Genomic DNA, 19,102 nt, shown 5'->3' with positions numbered 1-19,102 from the left:
CCCCGATCCAGCCAAGAAGGCCCCGCCCCACATGGGCGGGGCTTTTCGCGTGCGCCGCCGCACGATCGCGGCAAGAAGCGGCGTTGCGCGCGGGAATTCAACGATAGGTCACACGTTCGGCTCCATGGCCGAAGGGGAACGATCGCGGGAAAGGAGCGCCTTTCCATGCCGATCATCCTGCCCCCCGATCTTCCCGTCGCCCGCAGCCTCTCGGCCGAAGGCCGGTCCGTGCTGTTCGCCCCCAGGGGCGACGCCGTGCGGATCGGCCTGCTCAACCTCATGCCCGACAAGACGCGCACCGAGGCGCAGTTCGCGCGGCGGCTCGGCGACGCCGCCACCCCCGTCGAACTCGTGCTGGCGCGCTTTCCGTCCTATCGCGCGCGGCACGCCGCCGCGCATGTCGAGCGCTTCTACGCGGATATCGACCGCGCGCTCGACGACGGGCTCGACGCGCTGATCGTGACGGGCGCGCCGGTCGAGCTGATGGAGTTCGAGCAGGTCGACTACTGGCGCGCCTTCGTCGCCCTGTTGGGGCGCGCCGAGACGCGCGTGCCGCATCGCCTGTTCGTCTGCTGGGCCGCGCAGGCGGCGCTGTTCGCGCGCCACGCGATCCCGAAGGTCGAGCGGGCGACCAAGGCGTTCGGCGTCTTCGACCTTCACATCGTCACGCCGGGCTCGTCCCTGCTGCACGGGCTCGGCCCATCCTACAAGGTGCCGGTGTCGCGCCACACCCAGACCCGCGCCGCGGACCTGGAGCGCGCTCCGCTGCGCCTGCTGAGCGGCTGCCCGTTCACCGGACCGGGCGTGGTCGAGAGCGAAGACGGCGCGGAGGTCTACTCCTTCAATCACTTCGAATACGACCGGATGGCGCTCGCCGACGAGTACGACCGCGACCGCCGCGCCGGCCTGCCCACGGCCGCGCCGCTTCACTACTTCCGCGACGACGACCCGAACGGCCCGCCGGACGATCGCTGGTCCGGCAAGGCCCAGCTGTTCTTCGACAACTGGCTGGCGCGCGTCGTCGCGACCGCGCGCGGCAGGCGGACGGCCCTGTGCGCTCCGGCACGCATTTCCACGCCCGCTACCACGTTCGGCCTCACGAATCCCCCGCAGAACGCCGCCATCGCCAACGCAGACCTGGGAGACTGACATGCACGCGATCCCCTACGCGAGAATCGACCACGCCGGCGGAATGTCCGGCCGCCACATCGCCGCCGCACCCTTCCGGGCCGCCGCGGCGCTGCTGGCGGGCGCCTTCAGGGCGATCAGGTACCGGCGCGCCGCCATGGCGGTCCGCGACCTGCCTCCGGAGATGCTGAAGGACATCGGCATCCACCAATCCGAAATCGACTCGGTCGTCCGTCACGGACGCACCGGCCGGCCGCCCCTGATGCGGCCGGAACCCTGAGGACCACGACATGAGAATCGCTTCGCGCGATCATGTAATCGACGCTCAACCGTCGCCGCGTCCGCTCGTCGTGGCGTTCCATTGCTCCGGCGCCACCGGGCGGCAATGGAACGCGCTGCGGGACGCGACGGCGGGGTTCGACCTGTTCGCGCCCGACCTCACCGGCGCGACGCCCGGCCTCGCGTGGAGCGGACACGGGCCCTTCGACCTCCTCGCCGAGGCCGCCGAGGCTCTCGCCACCATCGACCGCCATCCGGGCTGCGTCCATCTCGTCGGGCACTCCTACGGAGGCGGGGTGGCGCTCGCCATCGCCGCGCGCCGGCCGGAGAAGGTCGCGAGCCTGAGCCTGTACGAGCCTTCCGCCTTCCACGTCCTCAGGACCGGCGACGCGCGGGCGCGCCGCGCCTGGCGCGAGATCGCCGCCGTGGCCTCCGCCACCGTGCGCGGCGTGGCGACCGGCGATTACGAGGGCGCGGCCGACCGGTTCGTCACCTACTGGGCCGGCCCCGGCGCATGGAGCCGCATGAAGCCCGCCGCGCGCGACGCGACCCGCGCCGCCGTGCCCAGCTTCGCGCTGCATTTCCACGCGTTGACGTCCGAGCCGACGCCGCTCGCGGCCTATGGCGCGTTCGGCTTCCCTGTGCTGGTGATGCGCGGCGACCGCAGCCCGCTGGCGGCGCGGACGACCGCCGACATCCTGGCCGACGCCATGCCGCGCGCCGCGCGCGTCGTGCTGGAGGGCTGGGATCATCTCGCGCCGCTCACGGCGTCCGAGGAGCTGGCCGCGATGCTCGCCCGCTTCATCCGCGCGGCGACGCTTTCGGGCGACGCCGGAGGCTGCCTCGCGGCCTGAACGCCCTCCCCGGAACGCCGCCGTCCCGAGCCCCCCGGCCCTCCCGCCGGGGGGCTTTTTCGTGCGCCGTTGGCAGCGCCTCTCCATGTGCGCCGACACACGCCGTTTCCACGCGCCGGAGCCGGTTTCCACTCTCCCTTCCACGCGGCGTCACACGCCGACGGCCGAAGACAGTGACGCGGGGCGACGGACGCCCCCCACCAGGAGGACACGACCATGACGACCACCGAAATGACGTCCACGACCACCACCAGCGCTCCGCGGACCGGCACGAAGCCTCCGCCCGTGCGCAGGAACGGCGTCGACACGCCCACGCTGCTCGCCACGATCAACGCCGTCGGCCAGCACCCCGAGCTCGCCAAGTTCCAGTTCCGCGCCACCAATCGCTGGCTGACGGGCACCTACAGCCGCACGACGATGATGAGCTTCGCCGGCGCGGGCGGCGAACACACCCACAAGCACAGCTACCACGGCGAGGGCGACCACCCGACGGTGCTGTGCGGCGCGGACCAGGCCCCGACGCCGGTGGAATGGGTGCTGCACGCGCTGGCCACGTGCCTCACGGCCGGCATCGCCAACATCGCCGCGGCGCGGGGCGTGACGCTGACCAAGGTCGAGTCGACGCTGGAAGGCGACATCGACCTGCGCGGCATCCTCGGCCTCTCGCAGGACGTCCGCAACGGCTACGAGGCGCTTCGCGTCACCATCGCCATCGACGGCGACGCCCCCCGGGCCAAGCTCGACGAGATCGTCCAGCAGGCCAAGGCCCGCTCCGCCGTCTTCGACGTGATCACCAACGGCATCCCGGTTTCGGTCGCCACCGCGGCGGCCTGACCCGCCCCTCGCCGCCCCGGCCCCCGCGCCGGGGCGGCGCGCCCACCTTCGGAATCCCGGACCATGACGCGCACCACCGACATCGTCATCATCGGCGCGGGCCAGGCAGGGCTCGCGATGAGCCGCTGCCTGACCGGCGCGGGGATCGACCACGTGCTGCTGGAACGCGGCCGGGTCGCCGAGCGCTGGCGCGCGCGCTGGGATTCGCTGCGCCTGCTGACGCCGAACTGGATGACCCGCCTGCCGGGCTTCGCCTACGAGGGGCCGGACCCGCATGGCTTCATGCAGGCGCGCGACGTGGCGGCGATGCTCGATCTCTACCGGTCGAGCTTCGGCGCGCCGGTCGTCGAGAACGCCGACGTGCGTCGCGTGACGCGTCTGGCGGGCGGCTTCTGCGTGAGCGGCGACGCCGGCGAGTTGCGCGCGCGCGGCGTGGTGGTCGCCACCGGCGCGTGCGACCGGCCCTACGTGCCGGCCCTCGCCTCCGCCCTGCCCGGCTCCATCCTGCAACTCACCACCGAAACCTACCGCTCGCCCGAGGACACTCCGCAAGGCGGCGTCCTCGTGGTCGGCGCGTCGGCGACCGGCGTGCAGCTCGCCGACGAGCTGCGGCGGGCCGGACGGCGCGTCGTCCTCGCCGTCGGCCGCCACACGCGCGTGCCGCGCCGCTATCGCGGCCGCGACATTATGTGGTGGCTGGACCGCTCCGGCATCCTCGACGAGCCCCGCCCCGCGTCGATGTCCCCCGAGGCCGCGCGCCGGCAGACGTCCCTCCAGCTCGTGGGGACGCCGGAGAACCGCGACGTCGGCCTGGCCTCCCTCGCCGCGCTGGGCGTGCGCATCGCCGGGCGTGTCGCCGCGGTCGAGGGGACGCGGGTGCGCTTCGGCCCGGACCTGAGGGAGCACGTGACGCGCGCCGACGCCAAGCTGGCGCGGCTTCTCGCCCGCATCGATGCTTTCGCCGACGAATTGCAGGGCTTCGCCTCGCCGTGCGCCGGCGCACATGCCGCGCCGGACCTCGGCGACGGCCTCGCCGACATCGACCTCGCGCGGGAGGAGATCCGCACCGTGCTCTGGGCGACGGGATTCTGCCGCGACTATTCCTGGCTCGACATTCCCGTGCTCGATGGCGACGGCGAAATCGTCCACGCCGACGGCGTGACGCCCTGCCCGGGCCTCTACGTGCTCGGCATGCCGTTCCAGTCCCGCCGGAAATCGACGTTCATCGACGGCGTGGGTGCGGACGCGCACGCGCTCGCCGCGCGCATCCGTGACAGTCTCCGCGCCGCCCGGGACGCCGCTTGACTCGCCGCGCTCCCGGGTTCGGCCAAGGTGACAACGGTGCCGGACGTAATATTCGGCGTACAACCAGGCGCGACACATTCGTCAATTTCGAATGTTCGCCGCTTTCCGGGTCGCATTCAACGGCGCTGGAACCGAATTGAAGGCGGCGCTAATCTTGTCGCGACCGCTGGAAACGGGCTGACATCGGAATCCGACGCCCGCAACGTGGCGCGAAGTCGCGGCGCTCCGCCCGCGACGGCCGCGGCGCTCGACGGGTCCGCGGACTGACGGAGGACGGGGGGCGGCTGCCCGCCCCGGGGGAACGGATCGAGCGATGACCGCAAGGCTGACCATCGGCGTCCTGGGCGAGTTGCAGGTGACGCGGGGCGAGGACGTCGTCCAGCTGCCGCCCTCGCGCAAGACGCGCGCGCTGCTCGCGTTCCTCGCCGTCGCCGGGCGGCCGCAGCGCCGCGAGCGCCTGTGCGAGATGTTCTGGGAGGTTCCCGACGATCCGCGCGGCGCGCTGCGCTGGAGCCTCTCCAAGATCCGCCAGGTTCTGAACGGCGACGGCCGCGACCGCGTGATGGCGGACCGCAACACCGTCCAGCTCGATTTCGGGGACATCGAGGTCGACTTCTCCGAGCTCGCCGCGCTCAAGCCGGACGACGTCGCCGCGTTGCCGACCGACCGGCTGTGCACGCTGGCCGACCTGTTCCGGGGCGAATTCCTCGAGGACTTGTCATTCCCGCGCTGCCCTGATTTCGAGGCGTGGCGCACCTTCCACGCCGATGCGATCGGCGTGCTGCGTCTGCGCGTGCTGCGGACGCTGGTGGAGCGGCTGGCCGACGACCCCGAACGCGCGCTCGCCTTCGCGCACCGTCTCCACATGCTCGACCCCGACGACGCCGTGCTCGCCGCGCGCGTCGAAGAGCTGGCCGAGGCGGCGCGCGACCGCGGCCGGCGGCCCGCCGCGGTTACCGTCGCCGCGCCGCCGCCGGAGCCTCCCGCGCCGTCGGCGCGGCCGGAGGAAGCCGCTCCGCTTCCGGCCGTCGACAAAGAGCAGACCATCCGCTTCTGCACCGCCGGCGACGGCGTGCGCATCGCCTACGCGGTCTCGGGCGAGGGCCCGCCCATCGTGCGCGCGGCGCATTGGATGTCGCACGTGCAGCACGATTGGCGCAGCCCCGTCTGGCGGCACTGGATGGAGGAATTGAGCCGCGAGAACCGGCTGATCCGCTACGACGAGCGCGGCAACGGCCTGTCGGACTGGAACGTCGCCGACATCTCGTTCGAGGCGATGGTGTCCGATCTCGCCAGCGTCGTCGACGCCGCCGGGCTCGAGCGCTTCACCCTGCTGGGCGTGTCGCAGAGCTGCGCCGTGTCTGTCGCCTACGCCATCCGCCACCCCGAGCGCGTCGCCGGCCTGATCCTCTACGGCGGCTACGTGCGCGGCTGGCGCAAGCGCGGCGATCCGGGCGAGATCGCCACGCGCGAGGCGCTGGCGACGCTGATGCGCGCCGGCTGGGGCCAGAACAATCCGATCTTCCGCCAGCTCTTCACCGCGCGCTTCATCCCCGGCGCGTCGCCGGACCAGATCGCCAGCTTCGACGAGCTGCAGCGGATGACCGTGTCGCCCGAGAACGCGTGGCGGCTGCAGAGCATGTTCGCCGACATCGACGTCACCGCGCTGCTGGGCCGGGTCACGGCTCCGACGCTGGTGCTGCACGGCGCCCGCGATCAGGTGGCCCCGTTCGAGTCCGGGCGCGCCTTGGCGACGGGGATTCCCAACGCGCGCTTCGTGGCGCTCGACACGGCCAACCACATCCTGTCCGGAGACGAGCCGGCCTTCCACACGTTCCTGCGTGAGGTGCGCGGCTTCACGGCCGCCGTCAACGCCGCGCCGGCGCGGCCGGCCGCGACGACCGAGGGCCGGCGGCAGGTGACGGTGCTGACCGCCGAGGTGGTCAACCCGGATTCCTTGCTCGACTTCACCGATCCCGAGGAGGCCGAGCTGACGCCGCTGCGGGAGCGCTCCCGCGCCATCGTCGCGGCGCACGGAGGCACCGTGGTCGGGGCCGGGCCCAACGAGATCACCGTAGCCTTCGGGGCCGAGACGGCGACCGAGGACCACGCCTTGCAGGCTTGCCGCGCGGCGCTCGCGATGCAGGCGGCGTTCGAGGCGTTGGCGGACTCGACCATGACGCTGCGCATCGGCATCGATTCCGGCGAGGCGGTGGTGCGCGCGCGCCGCGACGGCGAGCGCGGCCGGCCGGAAGTGAGCGGATCGCCCGTGCAGGTGGCGCGCCGGCTGGTGCACGCTTTGCAACGGGGCGTCATCGCGGTGACGGATCGCGCGCGCCACGCGGTCGGCGGCTACGCCCGCCTCACGCGACTGGAGCACGCCGCCTGTCCCGCCTTTCCCGAGGACTGGGCCGTTTTCGAGCTCGTCGCGGAGCGCAGCGGAACCTCGCGCTGGCAATTGCGGGCGCGCGCCGTCGACAACCGGCTGGTCGGGCGCGAGGCCGAGATGCGCGCGCTGCGCGACCTCGCTCGCCACGTGCGCGGCGGCGCCGGCCAGGCCGTGGCGCTCACGGGCGAGGCCGGGTTCGGCAAGTCGCGCCTCGCGCACGAGTTCCTGGCGTCGGAGGACCTGGCCGATTTCGCCAAGGTGGAGTGCGGTGCGCTGGAGCTCGACGGCGACAGCCCCTGGGGGCTGATGAAGAAGCTGTTGAGGTCGCTGTTCGGCGTCGACCGGAACGCGGACGCCGAGGCGGCGACGCGCGGCATCGCGGCCGTGCTCGAGGACCGCGCCGCCGACCTGCTGTCGCCGCTCCTGTTCGTCCTCGACCTGCCGGTGCCGGACCCATCCTGGAACGCGCTGTCGGCCCCCGCCCGCGCCCGCCGCGTCGAGGACGCGGCGCTCGCCTCGCTGTCCGCCGTCGCGGCGCGCGCGCCCGTCGCGCTGCTGATCGAGGACCTGCACTGGGCGGACGCGCAGAGCCTCGCGGCCGTGCGGCGCATCCTCGCCTGGGTGGCGGGCGAGAAGGTGCTGGCGCTCGCGACCTCGCGGGCGGACCCCGAGATGTCGTGGCTTGGCGACGGCCACGTCACCCGCATCGCGCTGCAACCGCTGGACCCGGCGACCGCCCTCGCTTTCGCTACGTCGATCCTCGGCGACGACCCGAGCGTCGCGCCTCTCGCCCGCGCCATCGCCGAGCGCACCGGCGGCGTGCCACTCTTCATCGAGGAGGTGATCGGCGAGATGGCGCAGAGCGGCCGGCTGGCCGGCCGCGCCGGAGCCTACACGGCGCGCGGCGACGTGGATGCGCTCGTCGTTCCCATGTCGGTGCAATCGGTGATCGCCGCGCGCCTGGGCAAGCTGGACGAGCAGGATCGCCGCATCCTGCAAGCCTCCTCGGTGATCGGCCGCGAGATCCGGCCCGACCTGCTGGCCCGGCTCGCGGGCCTCGACGAGGCGACGGTGGAGCGCCGCCTGGAGGCGCTGGTGGACGAAGGCTTCCTGGTCGAGCGGGCGTCCGGCCCGGCGCGCCACTGGGCGTTTCGGCACGCTTTGATCCAGGAGGTCGTCCACGGTGGGCTGCTCGCCGAGCGGCGGCGCGACCTCAACGCGCGGCTGGTGGAGGCGATGGAGCAGACCGCCGCTGGCGACGCCTTCGTCGAGAGGCTGGCCGAGCACGCGCTGCGCGCCGAGGCGTGGGACAAGGCGGCGCATTACCTCGTGCGGGCGGCGCGCAAGGCGCTGGCGCGCTCGGCCCACGGCACCGCCCTCACCTTCGCGGAGCGCGGCCTGGAGGCGGTCGCCCGCCTGCCCGAGTCGCAGGACCGGCATCGACTCGAACTCGACCTGCAGAAGGCGCGCGGCCTCGCCTGGATGGCGGCGCGCGGCTGGGGCTCGCCGGAAGTCGGACAGGCCTGCGCCAGGGCTGAAGAGCTCTGCAATCTGCTCGACGACACCTCCGAACTGTACGTCGTGCTGCGCGGGCGCGCGCAGTACTACATGATCGGCGGCCAGCCCCGGGCGGCGCGCGACGTGACGCTGCGCTGCCAGGAACTCTCGCGCGGCACCAACGACGAAGGGCTGGTGATCGAAACGCACCACATGGAGTGGACCAACGGCCTGTTCATGGGCGAGTACGACACGGCCATCGACAGCGCCGAGCGGTCGCGCGCCATCTACCGGCCCGAGAGCCACCACGGCCTCACCTATCTCTATTCCGGCCACGACCCCGGCGTGTGCTGCCGCTGCTTCGCCGGGCTCGCCTACTGGCAGCAGGGCAAGCTGCTGCCCGCCGACGAGGCCTGCCGCGAGGCGGTCGACCTCGCCGAGAAGCTGGCCCATCCGCTGACCACCGCCATCGCCTACTGGGGCATGAGCTACCTGCACCTGTTCCGTTCGGAGCCGGCGCGCTGCCTCGAATGGGCCGAGCGCGTCGTCGATCTCTGCGACGAGTTCTCGCTGCCTCTGCTGCGCTCGCAAGGACGGTTCCAGGCCGGCTGGGCGATGGCCCATCTGGGCGACGCACGCGCCGGCCTCGCGGCGATGTCGGAGGGCGTCGAGGCGATCCGAGCCACGGGCGCGGAGATGGGCCTGCCCTATTTCCTGGCGTTGATGGCCGAGACCGTCGCCCGCACCGGCGACCAGGGCCGCGCCCTGGCGCTCGTCGAGGAGGCGCTGGCGAGCGCGCGCCGCAACGGGGCGCGCTTCCAGTTCTCCGAATTCCTGCGCATCAAGGCCGAGATCCTGGCCGGCTCGGGCGCGGCCCCCGAGGAGGTCGAGGCGCTGCTGCGCTCGGCCATCCGCTCGGCGGGCCGCCAGCACGCCTCCGTCGGCGAGTTGCGCGCGGCGACGCAGTTGGCGCGCCACCTCGCCCGCCATCGTCGCCACGCCGAGGCGCGCGACACGCTCGCCCCCTACTCCGGCCTGATCGGGCAGCTTGCCGGCACCGCCGAGAGCCACGAGGCGCGCGGCCTGCTGTGATCAGCCGGTCCCGACGCGCACCACGTTCGGGTCCGAGGGCGCGGGCGCTTCGCCGTCGCGCCAGCGCCCGGGCGTGACGCCGGTGACGCGCTTGAACGCGCGGTTGAACGCGGCCTCGGATTCGTAACCGACCTCCGCCGCCACCTCGGCCATGCCCTGTTTTCCGGCGCGCAGGAGATCGGCCGCGATCTGCATGCGCCAGCCGGTGACGTACTCGATCGGCGCCTGGCCGAGCACGGCGTTGAAGCGTTCCGCCAGCACGGTGCGCGACGCGCCCGCCAGCCGCGCCAGGTCGTCCACCGTCCAGCGCCGGGCGGGCTCGGCATGCACGAGCTGGAGGGCGCGGGAGAGGATCGGGTCGTTCAGGGCCGCGAACCAGCCGCGCGCGCCCGGCGGCAGCCCGGCGGCGTGGTGGCGAAGCACCTCGAGAAACAGCAGCTCCATCAGGCGGCCCAGCGTGAACTCGGTGCCGGGCGCGGCCGTGTCGGCCAGCACGAGGATGTTGCGCACGGTGGAAGTGAGCAGCGCGCTTACCCCGCCGTCGTCGGTGCGGTGCACGAGCAGCGGCGGCAGGGAGCGGAACACCGGCGTCGACAGCACCTCGGCGGATTCGAGGAAGCCGCAGACCATGCGGGTCTCCTCGCCGCCGCCGCCGTGGTTGACGGTCCACATGCCGCGCACCGGCCCGGGACGGATCACGTCCTCCGCCTGCGTCATCGACTCGACCTCGCCGCGCCAGAAGCGATGCGCGTCGGCGAACGGAATCAGCAGCACGTCGCCCGCCGAGACGCCGCGTCGTTCCCCCGTGGCGAGCTCGACGGTGCACGAGCCGGCGGCGATGAGGTGGAAGATGCTGATGTGGCGCAGGTGCGCCATCGGCGCGCGGGCGTCGTACTGCCGCGGCGACACGATGCCGAAAGGTGCGGAAAAGCACGCGTTGAGAAACACCGAGCCATTCAGCCGCACGGTGCGCAGCATCTCGGCGAGCACGTCGAGCTTGGCTTCCTGGGCGTCCGGCGTCCCTGCAAATGAAGGCGGCGTTCCGGTCATTGAGAGATCACGCCTCCAATCATACCCATTGTGTCGTGAATTCGGCGAATGTTTTGGCCGAGCGGCGACCCTAACCGGGCTCCCCCGCTCCCGCAATTCGAGATTTCGCCGACCACTCCGCAGTCCACGTCTCCGCGACAACTTGCGCGGACGGCGGGGCTACAGCTTCGGATTTTCCGAACCCTCTTCGAAAGGGAGGCGATGATGACCCTTCACGAGATGACTTCTTCCGAGCGCGCCGGCTTCGCGCCTATCAAGCAGCGCCAGCAGGCGGCGTGGAGCTCCGGCGACTACGCCATCGTCGGCACGACGCTGCAGATCGTCGGCGAGATGCTGTGCGAGGCGGTCGACCTGCGCAGCACCGACCACGTGCTCGACGTCGCCGCCGGCAACGGCAACGCCACGCTGGCGGCGGCGCGGCGCTTCGCCTCGGTCGTGTCGACCGACTATGTCGGCGCGCTGCTGGAGCGCGGACGCGAACGCGCCCACGCCGAAGGCCTGACCGTGGTGTTCCGCGAGGCCGACGCCGAGAACCTGCCGTTCGGCAGCGACAGTTTCGACGTCGTGCTCTCCACCTTCGGCGTGATGTTCGCGCCGGACCACGCCGCGTCCTCCAGCGAGATGCTGCGGGTGGTGCGGCCGGGCGGCAAGATCGGGCTGGCGAACTGGACGCCCGACGGCTTCGTCGGACAGCTCTTCAAGGTCGTCGGCCGCTACGCGCCGCCGCCGGCCGGCGTGAGGCCCCCGTCGCTGTGGGGCACGGACGCGCATCTGCAGGAGCTGTTCGGAGCGCGCGCCGAGGTGCGCACGGCGCGCCGCGCCTTCGTGTTCCGCTACCGCTCGCCCGACCACTGGGTGCAGGTGTTCCGCTCCTATTACGGCCCGGTGCTGAAGGCCTTCGCCGCGCTCGACGTGACCGCCCGCAACGCCCTGGAGGCGGATCTGCTGGCGCTGATCGACAGCTTCAACACCGCCGGCGACGGCACGCTCGTCGTCCCCAGCGAATACCTCGAAGCGGTCATCACGCGCCGCTGACGCTCGCGACAGGAGAGATCGACATGACGACCCTGGGAACGCGGTCGCGCGGCGTGTTCGTCGCCGCGCTGCTCGCAACCGCCCTCGCCGCCCCCGCCGCGACTGCGGCATCCGGCGGAACGGATTCGCCCGCCAGCTACTGGCTGGTGACGGCGGACACCGTCTTCGACCCGCCGCCGGCCTCCCGCTCCGCCGCCCCTCAAGCGACGGCGAAGCCGCGCGCCGAGGACGCCGCCCGCCTGCGCTGGTGGACGGTGGGCGGCCCCGCCTATCGCTGGAACGAGATCGTGCTGGAGGAGCTGCAGGCGGACTTCGTGACCCTGCCGCTCGCCGCCCGGCATCTGGCGCTGTTCCACGCCGCCGTGGCCGACGCCATGGAGGCGGCGCGCCGGCAGCCGGGATCGGCATCCGCGCAAGCCGCGGCGGCGGCCGCCGCCGGCGAGGTGCTCGCGGCGCTGTTCCCGGCCCGGAAGGCCCTGAACGAGTCGCGGGCCGAGGTGGCGATCCAGGCGCGCCTCGCCGCTGCGGCGGAGACCCCCGCGCAAGTCGAGGCCGGTCGGGCGATCGGCCTCAAGGTCGCCGCGCTGGCGCTGGCGCGCGGGCGGCAGGACGGGTCAGACGCCAAGTGGACCGGCTCGGTTCCCGAGGGGCCCGGCCAATGGACCGGCGTCAACCCCATCGCGCCCGCCGCCGCCGGCTGGCGGACCTGGGTTCTGGCCTCCCCGTCGGAGCTGCGTCCGGCGCCACCGCCGAATGCCGACACGCCGGCCATGAAGGCGGCGCTCGGCGAGCTGAAGAGCTTCCAGCGGACCCCGCGCAGCAACCACCGCGCGCTATTCTGGGAGGTCAACGGCGGCGCGCGCGCCCACGTGCTCTGGAACGAGCTGGCGCGGCAGAAGCTGCTCGAGACCGGCGCGTCGCCGGCCGAAGGCGCGCGCGTCCTCGCGGCGCTCAACATCGCCTTCAGCGACGCGGCCGTGGCCTGCTGGGACGCGAAATACGCCTACTGGGTCGCCCGGCCGCATCAGCTCGACCCGGAGGTCAAGCCGCTGTTCCCGCCGCCGAACCACCCGAGCTTCCCGGCGGCGCATGGCTGCCTGTCGAGCGCGGCGGCGACGGTGCTGGCGCAGGCGTTTCCGATCGACCGCGAGGCCATCCTGGCGCTCGGCCGCGAGGCCGGCGAGGCGCGGATCTGGGCCGGCATCCACACACGCTTCGACGTGGAGGCGGGCGCGGAGCTGGGCCGCAAGATCGGCGAGCGCGTGATCGCCCGGTCGCGGGCCGAGGCGATGCGCTGAGCGCCGGGCCGACCGGCGGGCGCGCTCCCCTTCGGCCGAGCGCGCCCGTCCCTCCCCCCAACGAGAGTGGACACGAGATGACGAGCATTGCGAGAACGGCGCGGCGGAGCCCGCCGCGGATCCCGACCCTTCCGGACTGGACGCGCCGCTGGGCGCTCGCCGCCGCGCGGGGCGTCGTCGCCGCGGCCCGCGCCCTGCAGGACTGGCGCGAGCGCCGCGAGGCGCGCCGCCTGCTGGCGCGCTGGACCGACGCGCAGTTGAAGGATATCGGCGTGTCGCGCGGCGACGTCGATCGGGCGGTGAGCGGCGGCTTCGACGCCTATCGGCGCGGCTGACGAGCGAAGGCGAAGGAGAGGCGGCATGAACGCGACGACGACGATCCTCGATCTCATCGGGGGTACGCCCCTGCTTCCCCTGCGCCGGCTCGGGCCCCCCGGCGGCGCGCGCATCCTGCTCAAGGTGGAAAGCCAGAACCCGACGGGGAGCATGAAGGACCGCATGGCGCTGGCCATGATCGAGGCGGCGGAGGCCGACTTCCGCCTGCCGGCGGGCGGAGCCGTCGTCGAGTACACCGGCGGCAGCACCGGCGTGTCGCTGGCGCTGGTGTGCGCGGTGAAGGGCCACCCGCTCCACATCGTCACGTCCGACGCCTTTTCGCAGGAGAAGCTGGACCACATGCGCATCCTCGGCGCGGAGCTGGACGTCATCCGCAGCGAGGACGGGCGCATGACCGAGAAGCTGACCAAGGACATGATCGCCCGCGCCGACGTCATCGCCGGGCGCACCGGCGCGTACTGGACCGACCAGATGAAGAACACCGACCAGCTCGCCGCCTACACGGTGCTGGCGCGGGAGATCTGGGAGCAGACGCAGGGGCGCGTCGACGCCTTCGTGCAGAGCGTCGGCACCGCCGCCTCGCTGCGCGGCACGGGCGAGGCGCTGCGCGCCCTGAATCCGGGCGTGCGGCTCGTCGCGGTCGAGCCGGCGGAATCCGCCGTGCTCTCCGGCGGCCCGGCCGGCGCGCACAAGATCGACGGCATCGGCGCGGGCTATGTCGTGCCGCTGTGGCGCGCCGACCTGCCGGACGCCATCGAGCCCGTCTCGACCGAGGCGGCCAAGGCGATGGCGCTGCGGCTGGCGCGCGAGGAGGGCCTGTTCGCCGGCACGTCGACGGGCGCGAACGTCGTCGCCGCCCTGCGCGAGGCGCAGCGCCTGGGGCCGGACGCCACCATCGTCACGATGATGTGCGACACCGGCATGAAGTATCTCAAGACGTTCGGCGGCGTGCCGGCGCGGCCCGCCGCCTGATCCCGCGCCGCCCTACTGGATCGGAATCCGGTCCTTGTTGGCGGCGAGCCATGCCGCGAAGCTCTGCAGGCGGGGATTGAGCTCGCGCGACAGCGAGACGTCCCGGCTCTTGCAGAACTCCTCGTTGAACAGCGCCTGGTAGTGGAACATGTTGCCGAGGTCGTCCGCGCCCGGAAAGCCGAGGCCGCGATAGGTGTCGAACGGCAGGTCGACGAAGTTCACCTGCCGCCCCAGCGCGCGGGTGAAGGCCGCCGCCATCTGCTCGCCGGTGAGGATGTCCCCCGCCAGCCCGACGCGCCGGCCGATCATGTCCGAGCCGCGGCCGAACACGCCATGGCAGCAGCGCCCGATGTCGACGGCGGCGATGCCCGGCAGCCGGCCGCCGCCGAGCGGCAGCACGACATTGAGCGCGTCGCCCTCGCCCTTGCGCGGCCCCATGCCGAAGAAGATGAAGTTGTCCCAGTAGAAGGCGGCGAGCAGATAGGTAGTCGGCAGGCCGGCGAAGAAGGCGTCCGCCTCTCCCTTGGCGTCGAAATGCGGGACCTTGTAGGTCCCCTGCAACGTCGGCAGCCGCGCGTCGGAGAGCGGCACGCGGCGGCGCGTGTCCTCCAGCGTCGACCAGACGACATGGGCGACGCCGGCCTTGCGGGCCGCGTGCGCCATCGCCTCGGCCTGCTTCAGCTCGCGCGCCGGCGAGAAGTGCTCCCAGAAATTGGTGACGCAGAAGGCGCCGTAGGCTCCCGCGAAGGCGCGGTCCAGGCTGGGCGGGTCGTCGGCGTCGGCCGCCACCACCTCGGCCCCGGCGGCGGCGAGCGCCCTGGCGTTGTCGGAACCGGGATTGCGCGTGATGGCGCGCAGCGCGAACGGCCCGTCCTTGTCGTCCAGGATGGCGCGCGCGAGCCCGCCTCCCTGCGCGCCCGTGGCGCCGATCACGGCGATGATCTTGCGTTGCGGCATGGCTCCCTCCCCTTCGACGATCCGCTGGCGCAAGCTTGGGTTGCGCGGAGCGGGCCGTCAATGCGGGTTCGGGAGGCGGCCTTGCGCGCCGTCACACGGCCGACGCGCCGGTCAGGAGCGGGCGGCGACCCAGAGCGCGTCCGGCGGAAACTCGAGCCAGTGCTCGCCGCCCGGCAGCTTCGCCGTGGCGAAGGTGCGCACCAGCAGGTCGTCGCGCTTGAACACCAGCTCGTAGCGCTCGCCCAGGTACATCTCGGAGGTCAGCGCCATGCGCAGCCGGTTCGGGCCGGGGCCGTCGGCCATGCGCACGCGCTCCAGCCGCACGACGCCGTAGGCCTCCTCGCCCTCGGCGAGAGGTCCGCAGGCGACGCCGTCCAGCCGCTGGTCGCCGAACACCAGGCTGGCGCGGCCCTCGCGCACGCCGGCCGCCTTGCCGGGAAGGCGATTGTTGGCGCCCATGAACTCGGCCGCGAACAGGGAGGCCGGCCGCTGGTACATCTCCTCCGGCGTGCCCTGCTGCTCGACGAGGCCGCCGTTGAGCAGGAGGATGCGGTCGGCCATCGCCATCGCCTCCACCTGGTCGTGGGTGACGCACAGGGCCGACAGGCCGAGGTCGCTGATGAGCTGGCGCAGCCACACGCGGGCCTCCTCGCGCAGCTTGGCGTCGAGGTTGGACAGCGGCTCGTCGAGCAGGATCACCGGGGGCTCGTAGACGAGCGCGCGGGCGAGCGCCACGCGCTGCTGCTGGCCACCGGAGAGCTGGTGCGGGAAGCGCTCGGCGAGGTGGCCGATGCCGATGCTGTCGAGCGCCCGCGCCACCCGCGCGCGGATGTCTCCGCCCGACACGCCGCGCAGCTTCAGCGGATAGGCGACGTTGGCGAACACCGTCTTGTGCGGCCACAGCGCGTAGGACTGGAAGACGAGCCCCAGCCCGCGCTCCTCAGGGGCGAGCGCGACGCCCTTGGAGCCGTCGAACAGCGTCTTGCCGGCGATGGCGATGCGGCCGTCATGGGGCTCCTCCAGCCCGGCCACGCAGCGCAGCAGCGTCGTCTTGCCGGACCCCGAGGGGCCGAGCAGCGCCACGATCTGCCCGCGCTCCACCGAGAGCGACACGCCCTTGAGGATGTCGATGCTGCCGTAGCGCAGCTTGACGTTTTCGATGACGAGATCAGCCATGGAGGCGCACTCCCAAGCGAAGCGCGAGGCCGAGGCCCGCGGAGATGATGAGGATGTTGATGACCGACAGCGCGGAGACGAGGTCGATGGCGCCGGTGCCCCAGAGCGAGACCATCAGCGAGCCGATGACTTCGGTGCCCGGCCCCAACAGGTAGACGCCGGTCGAGTATTCGCGCACGAAGATGAGGAACACGAGCAGCCACGCCGCCAGGATGCCGCCGCGCACCAGCGGCAGGGTGACGTCGCGCGCCACCCTCCCCTGCGAGCCGCCGACGGAGCGCCCGGCCTCTTCCAGCTCGCGCCCGATCTGCAGCATGGTGCCGGAGACGAGCCGCGTGCCGTAGGCGAGCCAGACGATGGTGTAGGCCAGCCACACCGAGAACAGCGTCGAGCGGAACGGCGCCAGCGGCTTGATGAACAGGAACAGCCAGAGCATGGCGAGGCCAGCGACGATGCCGGGCATGGCGCGCGGGATCATGACGAGATAGTCCGCGATCCGCACCATCCCCGACTGCCAACGGTGCATGGCGAGCGCCACGGCCGTGTAGCACGCCACCGAGGCCGCGCCGCCGATGGTGCCGATCAGCACCGTGTTGACGATGGCGTGAATGGCGTTGGGGTAGTCGACGAGGTCGCGGTAATGCGCCAGCGTCAGCACCTCGGAGAGGCGCACGCCCTCGCCCCACGTCGTCACCACCGAGCGTAGCGCAATGCCGAACACCGGCAGCCCGACGCTGACGGCGAACCACAGCACGATGAGGCAGAACGCGGGCCAGCGCAGCGCGCCGAGCTTCAACGGCGCGCGCTTGGCCGCCTTGCCGCCCACAGAGACGTACTTGTTCGACGAGGCGAGCAGCACGCGCTGCAGCCAGACGAGCGGGATGGCGATGAGGATGATCGCCACCACCACCACCGCCATGAGCTGGTAGGAGGGCACGCCCAGTTTGTTGGTGAGCTTGTAAAGATAGGTCGCCAGCACGAGGATGCCCTCGGGGTCGCCCAGCACCAGCGGCAGGCCGAACAGCTCGAACCCGAGGAAGAAGATCAGCACGGCGGCGTAGAGCACCGCCGGCGTCACCATCGGCAGGCTGACAGACACCGCCACCCACCACGGCGACGCGCCGGTGGTGCGCGCCGCTTCCTCGAGGTCCGCGCCGACGTTGCGCAGCGCGGCCGAGGTGTAGAGGTAGACGTGCGGCACGTGCGTGAGGCCGGCGATGATGGTGATCGCCGTCACCGAATAGATGCTCCACGGCACCACGCCGATCAGTCCCTTGACGAAGGTCGAGACGATGCCGACGGGGCCGAGCGCCACCACGTAGCCGAAGGCCAGCACCACCGCCGACATGAAGATCGGCACCAGCACCAGAGGCTCCAGCAGCCATTTGCCGGGCACGTCGGTGCGCGCCATCAGGAAGGCGAGCACGACGCCGAGCGGCACGGAGATGGCGGTCATGCCGGCGGCGACGATCACCGAGGTCGACAGCGCCGTCCAGAAATCCTCGTCCTCCAGCACGAACTGGAAGGCGTCGAGGCTGAAATGGACATTCGGCGAGAAGAACGGAGCGTCGAGGAAGCTCTGGTAGACGATCAGGCCGATCGGCGCGAGCACGGCCGAGGCCATGATGGCCAGAGTTGCGAAGCGGAAGAGAGCGAAGGGCATGGGAAACCTTCCGGCGGGACCGGGGAGCGAGCGTCATCGCATGCTGGCGCCGGCGGCGCCGGGCGAGCCGGGGCGGGCCCGGCTCGCGGAAGGGGTCGCCGCGGCCCCGGGGCCGCGGCGGTATCGCGGCGTCAGTTGCCCTTGAGGGCGCCCTGCCACTGCTTGAGGAACTTCAGGCGCTTGGTCGCCTCGAGGTTGCCGGCCAGGTCGTTGTTGATCTGGATGGGGCGAACCTTGTCGCCGACCTGCGCCTTGACCTTGGCGACCGTGGCCTCGCCTTGCACGTCGTCGCGCAGCGAGTACAGCTCGGCCTCGTTGGCGATGATGGTCTGGCCACGCTTCGACAGCAGATAGTCGAGGAACAGCTTGCCGGCGTTCGGGTTCTTGGCCTTGCTGGACAGGAACGCGACGCGGGTGGCGATCAGCGTGTAGTCGTTGGGCAGCACGATGCCGAGGTTCGGGTCCTTCTTGCTGCGGGTCAGCGCATAGGATCCGAAGATGCCGTAGCCGATCAGGTGCTCGCCCGAGGTGACGCGCTCGATCATCGCGCCGGCCGAGGTGTAGAGCTTGATCTCGGTCTTGCCGAACGCCTTGAACAGGTCCCAGGCCTGGTTCCAGGCGAGGTCGTCCTGCGTGAAGAATAGGTAGCCGACGCCCGAACGCTCCGGATCGTAGGCGGTCACCTTGCCCTTGTAGGCGTCAGGCTTGGAGGTGAGCAGCTTCAGCAGGTCGGCGTGGTTCTTCGGCACGTCGCCTTCGGGAACGAGGCGCTTGTTGTAGACGAAGGTCACGGCCTCGTAGGTGGTGCCGAAGGCGGTGTCCTTGTAATTCGCCCAGGACGGCACGGAGGCGGCCTCGGGAGACTTGTAGGTGGCGGCGTAGCCGTCGTTGACGAGCTTGACCTGCAGGTCCGGCGCGGACGACCACGTCACGTCCGCCGTGCCCTGCCCGGCCGCCGCTTCGGCGATGAAGCGGTTGTAGAGCTCGGTCGAGTTGAGGTCGTTGTACTCGACCTTGATGCCGTAGGCGGCCTCGAAATCCTTGACGAGGAAGTTGGCGGCGGCGGCGTCGGTGGTGCCGTACACGACGACCTTGCCCTCCTTCTTGGCCGCGTCGATCACGGCGGCGTAGTCGGCGGGGTAGCCGGGCGGGACCTGCGCGTGCGCGGCGGCGGAGAAGGCGACGAGCCCGAGGGCGAGCGGAAGCGCGAGCTTTGTCATGGCGGCTCCTGAGAGGT

At 72.0% G+C, this 19,102-nt stretch carries 15 protein-coding genes; 10 read left to right on the top strand and 5 right to left on the bottom strand.

Going from position 1 to position 19,102, the window contains the following annotated elements; genetic code table 11:
- Positions 1-165: 165 nt before the first annotated feature.
- The 6 genes from NK718_RS03765 (at position 166) to NK718_RS03740 (ending at position 9,378) form a co-directional block, all read left to right on the top strand.
- Positions 166-1,149 (top strand): homoserine O-acetyltransferase/O-succinyltransferase family protein, encoded by a 984-nt coding sequence (locus NK718_RS03765; protein WP_254738782.1) that lies wholly within the window; start codon positions 166-168, stop codon positions 1,147-1,149.
- A 1-nt stretch (position 1,150) separates the two neighbouring features.
- Positions 1,151-1,408: a YjiS-like domain-containing protein gene (locus NK718_RS03760; RefSeq protein WP_254738781.1), complete on the top strand. Its 258-nt coding sequence runs from the start codon at positions 1,151-1,153 to the stop codon at positions 1,406-1,408.
- Positions 1,409-1,418: 10 nt separating this feature from the next.
- Positions 1,419-2,261 carry an alpha/beta fold hydrolase gene (locus NK718_RS03755; RefSeq protein ID WP_254738780.1) on the top strand — a complete coding sequence of 281 codons (843 nt, stop codon included), beginning with the start codon at positions 1,419-1,421 and terminating at the stop codon, positions 2,259-2,261.
- 216 nt (positions 2,262-2,477) lie between these two features.
- A complete protein-coding gene (locus tag NK718_RS03750; protein ID WP_254738779.1) occupies positions 2,478-3,095 on the top strand; it encodes an OsmC family protein in 618 nt (205 codons plus the stop codon).
- A gap of 63 nt (positions 3,096-3,158) precedes the next feature.
- Positions 3,159-4,400 carry an NAD(P)-binding domain-containing protein gene (locus NK718_RS03745; RefSeq protein ID WP_254738778.1) on the top strand — a complete coding sequence of 414 codons (1,242 nt, stop codon included), beginning with the start codon at positions 3,159-3,161 and terminating at the stop codon, positions 4,398-4,400.
- A gap of 313 nt (positions 4,401-4,713) precedes the next feature.
- Positions 4,714-9,378 (top strand): alpha/beta fold hydrolase, encoded by a 4,665-nt coding sequence (locus tag NK718_RS03740; RefSeq protein ID WP_254738777.1) that lies wholly within the window; start codon positions 4,714-4,716, stop codon positions 9,376-9,378.
- Here NK718_RS03740 and NK718_RS03735 read toward each other — a convergent pair whose 3' ends face one another.
- Positions 9,379-10,428, bottom strand: a complete 1,050-nt coding sequence (locus NK718_RS03735) for an AraC family transcriptional regulator (RefSeq protein WP_254738776.1) — start codon at positions 10,426-10,428, stop codon at positions 9,379-9,381.
- 201 nt (positions 10,429-10,629) lie between these two features.
- Here NK718_RS03735 and NK718_RS03730 point away from each other — a divergent pair, with 201 nt between their 5' ends.
- The 4 genes from NK718_RS03730 (at position 10,630) to NK718_RS03715 (ending at position 14,069) form a co-directional block, all read left to right on the top strand.
- Complete coding sequence (locus NK718_RS03730; RefSeq protein ID WP_254738774.1) at positions 10,630-11,463, top strand: class I SAM-dependent methyltransferase; 834 nt, start codon at positions 10,630-10,632, stop codon at positions 11,461-11,463.
- A gap of 23 nt (positions 11,464-11,486) precedes the next feature.
- The gene (locus tag NK718_RS03725; protein WP_254738772.1) at positions 11,487-12,761 is read left to right on the top strand and encodes a vanadium-dependent haloperoxidase; all 1,275 of its coding nucleotides are present in this window, start codon (positions 11,487-11,489) and stop codon (positions 12,759-12,761) included.
- A gap of 77 nt (positions 12,762-12,838) precedes the next feature.
- Complete coding sequence (locus NK718_RS03720) at positions 12,839-13,096, top strand: YjiS-like domain-containing protein (RefSeq protein WP_254738770.1); 258 nt, start codon at positions 12,839-12,841, stop codon at positions 13,094-13,096.
- Positions 13,097-13,121: 25 nt separating this feature from the next.
- The gene (locus NK718_RS03715) at positions 13,122-14,069 is read left to right on the top strand and encodes a PLP-dependent cysteine synthase family protein (protein ID WP_254738768.1); all 948 of its coding nucleotides are present in this window, start codon (positions 13,122-13,124) and stop codon (positions 14,067-14,069) included.
- 12 nt (positions 14,070-14,081) lie between these two features.
- Here the strand turns inward: NK718_RS03715 and NK718_RS03710 are convergent, their stop codons facing one another.
- The 4 genes from NK718_RS03710 to NK718_RS03695 all read right to left on the bottom strand — a co-directional run bounded on the left by NK718_RS03710 (position 14,082) and on the right by NK718_RS03695 (position 19,085).
- Positions 14,082-15,026: an NmrA/HSCARG family protein gene (locus tag NK718_RS03710; RefSeq protein ID WP_254738766.1), complete on the bottom strand. Its 945-nt coding sequence runs from the start codon at positions 15,024-15,026 to the stop codon at positions 14,082-14,084.
- A gap of 111 nt (positions 15,027-15,137) precedes the next feature.
- On the bottom strand, positions 15,138-16,202 hold the full coding sequence (locus NK718_RS03705) for an ABC transporter ATP-binding protein (protein WP_254738764.1): 1,065 nt from the start codon (positions 16,200-16,202) through the stop codon (positions 15,138-15,140).
- Positions 16,195-17,865: an ABC transporter permease gene (locus NK718_RS03700; protein ID WP_254738762.1), complete on the bottom strand. Its 1,671-nt coding sequence runs from the start codon at positions 17,863-17,865 to the stop codon at positions 16,195-16,197. Before NK718_RS03700 ends, NK718_RS03705 begins: the two co-directional genes overlap by 8 nt.
- 131 nt (positions 17,866-17,996) lie before the next feature.
- Positions 17,997-19,085, bottom strand: coding sequence for an ABC transporter substrate-binding protein (locus NK718_RS03695; protein WP_254738760.1), 1,089 nt, complete (start codon positions 19,083-19,085; stop codon positions 17,997-17,999).
- Between the last annotated feature and the right edge of the window lie 17 nt (positions 19,086-19,102).

This window comes from Alsobacter ponti (assembly GCF_024294805.1).
GTDB lineage: Bacteria > Pseudomonadota > Alphaproteobacteria > Rhizobiales > Beijerinckiaceae > Alsobacter > Alsobacter ponti.
The sequence above is the reverse complement of the archived record's forward strand: the minus strand, read 5'-3'. Positions and strand labels throughout refer to the sequence as shown.